Below are 7,708 nucleotides of genomic sequence, written 5' to 3' on the forward strand. Positions count from 1 at the left end.
GTTGTAATGGTAGGGTAGTAATTACATCAATATGCTCGAGATTAATATTAAGTAAATTAAAGTCATCTAATGCTAGCTGTTGCTCGATAAAAGTCTTAATTGGTAAACTGAGTTTTAGTTTACCAATGCTTTGCTTTATTGACATTTCCCACACACTAACAATGCTGATAAGCTTTTCATTATTCTGGTCTTCAATTAATAGTCTCATCTTGTCACTAAAACGTGCATATCCTTGAAAAAACCAAATCAAAGTGTGAGTATCTAATAACACCTGCATTACATATAATCCTGAAACTCTTCTAATGGCTCGTCAAAGTCATCTGTTATAGTAATCAAACCTTTGGCACTACCAAATAAAGGAGAGCGTTTTTTCTCTGAAATCACCGGAGTCAGCTTAATTACTGGTTGCTCATCTTTGGTGATAATAATTTCTTCGCCATTGATTGCTGCTTCGATTAATTCGTGTAAGTGTTGTGATGCTGCATCGATAGTAATCTGTTGCATGATTATCACCATTTAATTAACTATTTCAAGTATGAAGTTGCTTGAGTTATTTGTAAGTTATTTGCCTTGGACTTATTTTCCTTAGTTCTAGTCCTCAGTCGCTGATTTTACCATAATAGTCAAATCAATCCTTCCAACGCGTGTTGTAAATTATTGGTTACATCAGCAACTGCTTGTCTAGCACCCAAACGATTTTCCTTATATGCCGGGTAATGCTCAGAAATAGATATAGGTTTACCCACAGTAATTTTTACTTTTTGCTTACCCAACTGTGGACGCTGTAAACGTTTATCACCTTTAATTTTAGCAATCATTTGCCATAAAATTAAAGTCGTCTCAGCAAACCTTTCTACTGTAGGATTTTCACGAATATAATTACCAGAAACTGCCACAAAACTTTCTACTAACCGCATGTGCCACATCCGTGCATTTGCTTCTTCGGCAACGCGATCGCCTAAAGCTCTTTCAACAGCAGATACTCCTTTTACATTTTTAAAATCTTCTCTAAATATATAATTCCACCCAGCTTGTTCTACCCGCCGACATCGGTCACTTAAAGTACCTTTTGACTGTAAATCAAAATACTGTTCTGATATTAGTAGCGCCGCATTCAACAAAGCTTGCAAACGAACTGCTAACGCTTCATTTCTATCTTCAATTTCTCCTACTACTGTTTTGATATCTGCCAGCTTTAGATGATAAAACCTCGTGTAAAATTTTTCCATAAGCGAAAGTAAATGTTCTGCCAAAGTCAACAACCGAGGATAAAGCGACTCTATAGAAGCTTGTTCTGGTGCATTCACAGGTAAACCACTAGCCGCTTCCATTTCACTTAAAAGATTAGCGATCGCATCCCAAGGAGCATCAACGTAACTATATTTAATCCCAACTGGTACAATTAGAACCTGTTGGTCGCGTCCAGCTTTGTGCAAATCTTCAGCACACCAAAAGCCTAATTGAGCAATACCAGGTTCTAGGGGGCTAATATTCTCTGATAAACCATTGGTTGCACCCTCTGGCGCAGCCGCCATTGGAAATTTCCCATTGGCAAACAAGTCACGCGCCGAACGCAACCCCGTCCAGTCAGCCTTACCTCGCTGAATCGGAGTACCACCTAAATGAGAAGCAATCCAGCCAACGTAGGAACCTGCCCAGAGAGGAATGCCGCGATCGTAGATAAAATGAGCGTGAATGGGATGTTGTAGTGTTGTACCTTGCGATCGCGCTATCTTTGGTACAAGTTGAGATAACAAGTAAGCCAAACAAAACGGATCGTCTGTTTTAGGATGGCGAAATGCCAGCATAAAACGGATCTTACCCTCCTGAAATTGGCGATAGAGATCCACCAGCACCTCTACGTTGTCTGCTTCAATTTGAGTAATAGGTGTTTGCCAGTTTATCCAACTGGGTAGCAACAGATGGACAAATCGTAGAAATAAGGGGTTAAACGCCGGAGGAATAAATTCTAAGGGTGGCTGTGCTTGATAAATTACATCTGCCAAAGTAGTTTTCTCCTAAAATTGCGATCAAAAAGCCGGAAGGCTACAAGTAAAAATGAAAAATAAATAACGCTGTGTACTTTGTACTTCATCCTTAATACTTCATACTTTAGTTGACATAGAAATTAGCGATCAAAGAAAGGCTATACAACGATGCGACTGTCACAAATGTTATTCGTTACACTCCGGGACGATCCAGCTGATGCTGAGATTCCTAGCCATAAATTATTACTCCGTGCAGGCTACATTCGTCGCATCGGTAGTGGTCTTTATGCTTATTTGCCGTTAATGTGGCGGGTATTGCAAAAAGTTTCCCAGATTGTGCGGGAAGAAATGAACGCTACAGGCGCACAAGAATGTCTCTTACCGCAATTACAACCTGCTGATTTATGGAAGGAATCAGGACGCTGGGACACTTATACCAAAGCTGAGGGGATTATGTTTTCCCTAATTGACCGCCGTGAGCAACAATTAGGATTAGGCCCCACTCATGAAGAAGTAATCACAGCGATCGCTCGTGATATGATTCGCTCTTATCGCCAGTTACCCCTACACCTCTACCAAATTCAAACCAAATTCCGCGATGAAATTCGTCCCCGCTTTGGTTTAATGCGCGGACGGGAGTTTATCATGAAGGATGGCTACTCTTTCCATACTGATGAAGCCAGCCTCAAAGAAACTTACCAGGATATGTATAAAGCCTACAGTAATATGCTGCGGCGTTCTGGTTTAGCGTTTCGCGCAGTAGAAGCTGATTCTGGTGCAATTGGTGGTTCTGGTTCCACAGAATTTATGATTTTGGCGGAAGCTGGTGAAGATGAAGTTCTCTACACTGAGGATGGTAAATACGCCGCTAACGTAGAAAAGGCTGTTTCTTTACCAATTGACGCGGAAATCTCACGGTTTACAACTTACGAAAAACGGGATACACCTGGAACAGAGACGATTGAAAAGGTCTGTCAACTCCTCAACTGTTCTCCGACTCAATTGGTGAAAAATGTCCTTTATCAGACGGTTTATGATAATGGTATAACCGTGTTAGTTCTGGTGAGCATCCGAGGCGATCAGGAAGTTAATGAGGTCAAGTTGCAAAATGAATTGACTAAATTAGCTTCTGAGTATGGTGCTAAAACTATTATTAGTTTGAATGTACCAAATGTAGAAGCCCAGCAAGCATGGACAGCTAAATCTCTACCTTTAGGCTACATTGCGCCAGATATCGCAGATGAGTATATTACTGGAAATAAACAGATTCACCCCAAATTTTTGCGCTTAGTGGATCAAACAGCCGTTGATTTAAAAAACTTTGTTACAGGCGCGAATGAAGCCGGTTATCACGTAGTTGGTGCTAATTGGGGTGAGCAATTTAAACTACCAGAGCGAGTAGTAGATATTCGAAAGTCCAGACTAGGCGATCGCGCCATCCATAACCCAGAACAAACCTTACAAAGCGCCCGTGGAATTGAAGCAGGTCACATCTTCCAATTAGGTACTAAATATTCCCAAGCGATGGGAGCAACTTATACCAATGAACAGGGTGAAGAAAAGCCACTATTGATGGGTTGTTTTGGTGTAGGCGTGTCACGATTAGCACAAGCTGCCGTCGAGCAATCTTATGACAAAGATGGGATTATTTGGCCAGTTGCGATCGCACCTTATCACACGATCGTCACAATTCCTAACATTAAGGATGTTCAACAAATCGAAATCGCTCAAAAACTTTACACAGAACTCAATCAAGCGGGAATTGAAACCCTATTAGATGACCGCGACGAACGTGCTGGAGTGAAATTTAAAGATGCGGACTTGATTGGCATACCTTATAGAATTGTAACCGGACGCGCGATCGCGAATGGCAAAGTTGAAGTTGTAGAAAGAGCCACGCGTAAATCTCAAGAAATTGCCATTGATGAAGTAACAACAACACTCAAACAGTGGATTACAGAAGCAATAGGGCATAGAGCATAGGGTATGGAAAACAGACAAGGAGAGACTTGTTCAATAATTTCCCCTTGTCTCCCTTGTCCCTTTGCCCAAAACTTCTAGCTCCTAAATCCTAACTCTTAACTTTTCACTCCCGACTCCCCGAAATTTACATAATTTGGTAGGTGACGGATTAGAAATAAAAATTCTAAAATTGAATTAGGGGCTTACAGAATTAAGAAGCATTTAAGTCTCCTTTAGATTGTGGGAAACTCTCTACTTATAAGTATCGTCTTTAACCAGGCTGCTCCTCACATAACTACCATATCAGCCCTCAGTTAGGAAGGTTTTGAACATGAAAGACCAACAAGGATCTAATCGTATTTCTTCAGGCGTAATTGCAGCCGTGTCAGCAGCGGTTGTAGCGGTGGGTGGCGGTGTAGCTTGGTTTACCACACAATCCAGCAATACTCCCACACCATCAAACCCTTCTGGCCGCATTGAACAGCCACCACAGCCATCAACTAGGCAGCCAGCTAATGAGCAAACCCCCAATGTTTATTGGTTAAGATCAAACAACAAAAATGTTACTTTGGTTCCCCAGCCTGTTAAAGTCGCTTCTATTCGACCCAACCAGCCTTTAGAAGCAGCTTTCCAAAGTTTGTTAGCAGGCCCAACAGAAGGGACAGATTCGACAACCATCCCTAAAGGAACCAAGCTATTAGGATTGAAGACGGAAAATGATGAGGTTCACGTTAATTTATCTGAAGATTTTACCAGCGGTGGTGGTAGCACCTCAATGATGGGCCGCGTAGGACAAGTTGTTTACACTGCCACAACTTTAAATCCCAAAGCCAAAGTATACATTGACGTGAACGGCAAACCGTTGGATGTTTTAGGCGGTGAGGGTGTAGAGTTACAACAACCGCTAACTCGCGAACAGTTTCAGAAAAATTATCCGCTTTAGTCATTGGTCATTGGTCATTAGTCATTGGTCATTAGTCATTAGTCACTTGTACTGAGACTTCGCGTAGCGTCTCGTAGAGAAGGCGAAGTATTGGTCATTAGTTTTTCACAAATGACAAAGGACAAATGACAACTGACCTAACGTTTGCTATTTAACACGCGAAAATTACGGGCTTGCTGCTCTAACCTTGTGGCGAGGCGATCGCAAACCCGATTACACAACTCAAAAATCATTTGATCTTCCACCCGGTAATAGGCGCAAGTTCCTTCACTGCGGCGGCTAAGAATACCTGCTTGCCACATTACCTTCAGGTGTTTTGACACATTTGCCTGAGAAGTCTGTGTTGCCTCTACCAACTCTTGCACGCATTTTTCTTCATCCCGTAATAAGTGTAGCAGCCGCAGGCGCATTGGCTCACTTAACAGGCTGAAGTATTCAGCTACTTGTTGCACCACTTCTGGTGGTAAAGGCAACGTTTGTTTCATCAGGGTTGACCCGCAAGGACTGAAAGTTTTAACAATGACTCACATCATATATACATTAATACTTAATCAGGGTTAATTCGCATCAAAGGTTGACCATATTCTACAGCGTCACCATTTTGAAGGAGAATTTCCATCACCTGTCCAGAGACTTCGGCTTCGATTTCATTCATCAGCTTCATGGCTTCAATGATACAGACTGTTTGACCCTTGCGGACGCGATCGCCCACTTCCACAAATGCTGCTTCCCCAGGCGCAGGAGCGCGATAAAACGTTCCTACCATTGGGGAAGGCACTTCTACTAATCTTTGGTCAATGGTTGAGGGAGGATTTACTGATAACTGCATTTGTGTGCTAGTTCCAGTATTCTCAAACACGCGAGATGTGGACACCTCCGTTACCTGACTTCCGCTCATCTGGTTTCCGCCAGATGAACCTGATGTCAAGCCTGAACCTACCACACCGCCTAAAGTCCCTTGACCTACCGACAACATCTGATTGCTAAGGCTCACAGCCTTACGGACTGTTAGCTCAAAATCATCGCTTTTGAGTATGACTTCTGCAATATCTGTTTGTGCGATAGTTGCCAGTAGTTGGCGGATTTCATTAAAGTCCAATGGCACAGTTTTTATTACCTCGACCTATCCGTAAATTAGCATTTTAAGTGTGGCAGGGAATTAATCCCTATGTAGGGATTTCAAGCGGGACTTGCATCTCCGTAGAGATGAAAGTTATTCCCTGCTGATATATTTATCTTCCTGGGTATCAACTTTGATGCGTTCTCCTTGAGAAATAAACAAAGGAACCATCACAACTGCACCAGTTTCTAGAGTTGCTGGTTTTGAGCCACCTGTGGCAGTGTCACCTTTTAAACCTGGATCTGTTTGTACAATTTCCAGAACAACAGACTTAGGTAACTCCACTCCCAGAACCTGTTCGCCCCACTTAATAACTTCAGCTTCCATACCTTCCTTCAGGTACTTGACGCGATCGCCAATTTGTTCGCGAGTCAATCTGCCTTCTTCGTAGGTTTCCATATCCATAAAGACAAACTCATCGCCTTCTTTATAGGTATGTTGCATCGTGCTTTTTTCTAGAGTGGCTTGCGGCACTGTTTCCCCTGCGCGGAACGTTTTTTCCATAACGCTCCCACTCTGGACATTTTTTAGCTTAGTTCGTACAAAGGCAGAACCTTTGCCTGGTTTGACGTGCAAGAATTCAAGCACTCGCCATACAGACCCATCCAATACAATTGAAACACCGGGTCGAAAGTCGTTACTGGAGATCATGAAACTTTCAAATTTTGGAAGACAATCGGCATTTATTGTACCCTTCTAGGGTCGTCATTGGGCATTTGTCATTAGTTTAGTGTCATTGTCATTAGTCATTTTTCTTCAGCCCTAGACCTCTGCTCCACTCATCACCTAACGTGGGAAGATTATTTATGGGTTACGTCCAGTCAACAATTCACTGCTGCATTTGAGTTATCCCATGCTTAACTTATTAAAATCCTGGCTGAAGAACAGCCTAATGGCAATACTGCTGGTAACAATATTTTTAGGCATAACTACAGCTGGGTGGACTCCCTCCAGTAGCGCCGCACTGCCAGCCGGCAATGCAATTACCGACGGAAAGGCTTTGTTGCGGTATGCACTCCCGATAGATAACAAACCTGTGCGGCAACTACAAGGCAGCTTAGAGGACATCTCTGCTCAACTGCGGGCCAATCGGCGTTGGGGTGCTATTTCCAAAGACATCAGCCAAGCATCCCGCATTCTCGATAAACCTTCCCAAATCTTAACAAGCGTTCCCGCAGAACGCCAACCCCAAGCCGAAGCTTGGATTACCGAGTTGAAATCTGGGGTGGGTAAATTACAAGAATTGGCGAATAGCAAAGATAAAGAACAAATACTGCAAGAGAGAAGCAAACTTTTGAATCTCGTGACTCAGCTAGAAGAGTCAATGGTGAAACAATTTCCCTTTGAAGTGCCTGCTGAGTACAGTAACCTGCCACAACTTAAAGGTCGTGCCACTGTAGAAATTAAAACCAATAAAGGCGATTTGACCCTTGTCGTAGACGGTTATAGCGCCCCTGTAACTGCTGGTAATTTTGTAGATTTGGTACAGAGGGGTTTTTATAATGGCTTAGAATTTACCCGTTCTGAAGAATCTTACTTTCTCCAAACTGGAGATCCTGCTGGGAAAGATGTGGGTTTCATTGACCCAACAACGGGCAAATATCGCGCTATTCCCTTAGAAGTTTTAGTTAAAGGCGATAAAGCACCTACTTATGGTATTACTCTAGAAGAAGCTGGTCGTTACGTTGATATGCC

9 protein-coding genes are annotated in these 7,708 nt (G+C 42.7%); 3 read left to right on the forward strand and 6 right to left on the reverse strand.

The window, feature by feature from the left end:
• From IQ229_RS05625 to IQ229_RS05635, 3 genes are all read right to left on the reverse strand, one after another.
• A partial coding sequence (locus IQ229_RS05625; protein ID WP_194042027.1) for a type II toxin-antitoxin system VapC family toxin occupies positions 1-277 on the reverse strand: 277 nt, incomplete at its 3' end.
• Complete coding sequence (locus IQ229_RS05630; protein ID WP_194042029.1) at positions 277-504, reverse strand: type II toxin-antitoxin system Phd/YefM family antitoxin; 228 nt, start codon at positions 502-504, stop codon at positions 277-279. The genes IQ229_RS05625 and IQ229_RS05630, both read right to left, overlap by 1 nt.
• A 119-nt stretch (positions 505-623) precedes the next feature.
• On the reverse strand, positions 624-2,006 hold the full coding sequence (locus tag IQ229_RS05635; protein ID WP_194042031.1) for a lysophospholipid acyltransferase family protein: 1,383 nt from the start codon (positions 2,004-2,006) through the stop codon (positions 624-626).
• Positions 2,007-2,156: 150 nt separating this feature from the next.
• Here IQ229_RS05635 and IQ229_RS05640 point away from each other — a divergent pair, with 150 nt between their 5' ends.
• Entirely contained in the window at positions 2,157-3,971 is a 1,815-nt protein-coding gene (locus tag IQ229_RS05640; RefSeq protein WP_194042033.1) for a proline--tRNA ligase, read from the forward strand.
• A 310-nt stretch (positions 3,972-4,281) separates the two neighbouring features.
• The gene (locus IQ229_RS05645; RefSeq protein ID WP_194042035.1) at positions 4,282-4,893 is read left to right on the forward strand and encodes a GerMN domain-containing protein; all 612 of its coding nucleotides are present in this window, start codon (positions 4,282-4,284) and stop codon (positions 4,891-4,893) included.
• Positions 4,894-5,030: 137 nt separating this feature from the next.
• Here the strand turns inward: IQ229_RS05645 and IQ229_RS05650 are convergent, their stop codons facing one another.
• The 3 genes from IQ229_RS05650 to efp all read right to left on the reverse strand — a co-directional run bounded on the left by IQ229_RS05650 (position 5,031) and on the right by efp (position 6,664).
• Positions 5,031-5,378: an ArsR/SmtB family transcription factor gene (locus tag IQ229_RS05650; protein WP_094349905.1), complete on the reverse strand. Its 348-nt coding sequence runs from the start codon at positions 5,376-5,378 to the stop codon at positions 5,031-5,033.
• Positions 5,379-5,440: 62 nt separating this feature from the next.
• Positions 5,441-5,998 (reverse strand): acetyl-CoA carboxylase biotin carboxyl carrier protein, encoded by a 558-nt coding sequence (accB, locus tag IQ229_RS05655; protein ID WP_194042037.1) that lies wholly within the window; start codon positions 5,996-5,998, stop codon positions 5,441-5,443.
• Positions 5,999-6,106: 108 nt separating this feature from the next.
• Positions 6,107-6,664, reverse strand: a complete 558-nt coding sequence (gene efp, locus IQ229_RS05660) for an elongation factor P (protein WP_194042039.1) — start codon at positions 6,662-6,664, stop codon at positions 6,107-6,109.
• A gap of 202 nt (positions 6,665-6,866) precedes the next feature.
• Between efp and IQ229_RS05665 the strand changes: the two genes are divergently transcribed.
• The coding region (locus tag IQ229_RS05665; RefSeq protein ID WP_194042041.1) for a peptidylprolyl isomerase at positions 6,867-7,708 on the forward strand (842 nt) is incomplete at its 3' end.

The organism is Nostoc cf. edaphicum LEGE 07299, assembly GCF_015207245.1.
Classification (GTDB): domain Bacteria; phylum Cyanobacteriota; class Cyanobacteriia; order Cyanobacteriales; family Nostocaceae; genus Nostoc; species Nostoc edaphicum_B.

Coding starts and splice junctions, on each gene's coding strand:
- IQ229_RS05630 (WP_194042029.1), bottom strand. CDS start 504: ATGCAACAGATTACTATCGATGCAGCATCACAACACTTACACGAATTA.
- IQ229_RS05640 (WP_194042033.1), top strand. CDS start 2,157: ATGCGACTGTCACAAATGTTATTCGTTACACTCCGGGACGATCCAGCT.
- IQ229_RS05645 (WP_194042035.1), top strand. CDS start 4,282: ATGAAAGACCAACAAGGATCTAATCGTATTTCTTCAGGCGTAATTGCA.
- IQ229_RS05650 (WP_094349905.1), bottom strand. CDS start 5,378: ATGAAACAAACGTTGCCTTTACCACCAGAAGTGGTGCAACAAGTAGCT.
- efp (WP_194042039.1), bottom strand. CDS start 6,664: ATGATCTCCAGTAACGACTTTCGACCCGGTGTTTCAATTGTATTGGAT.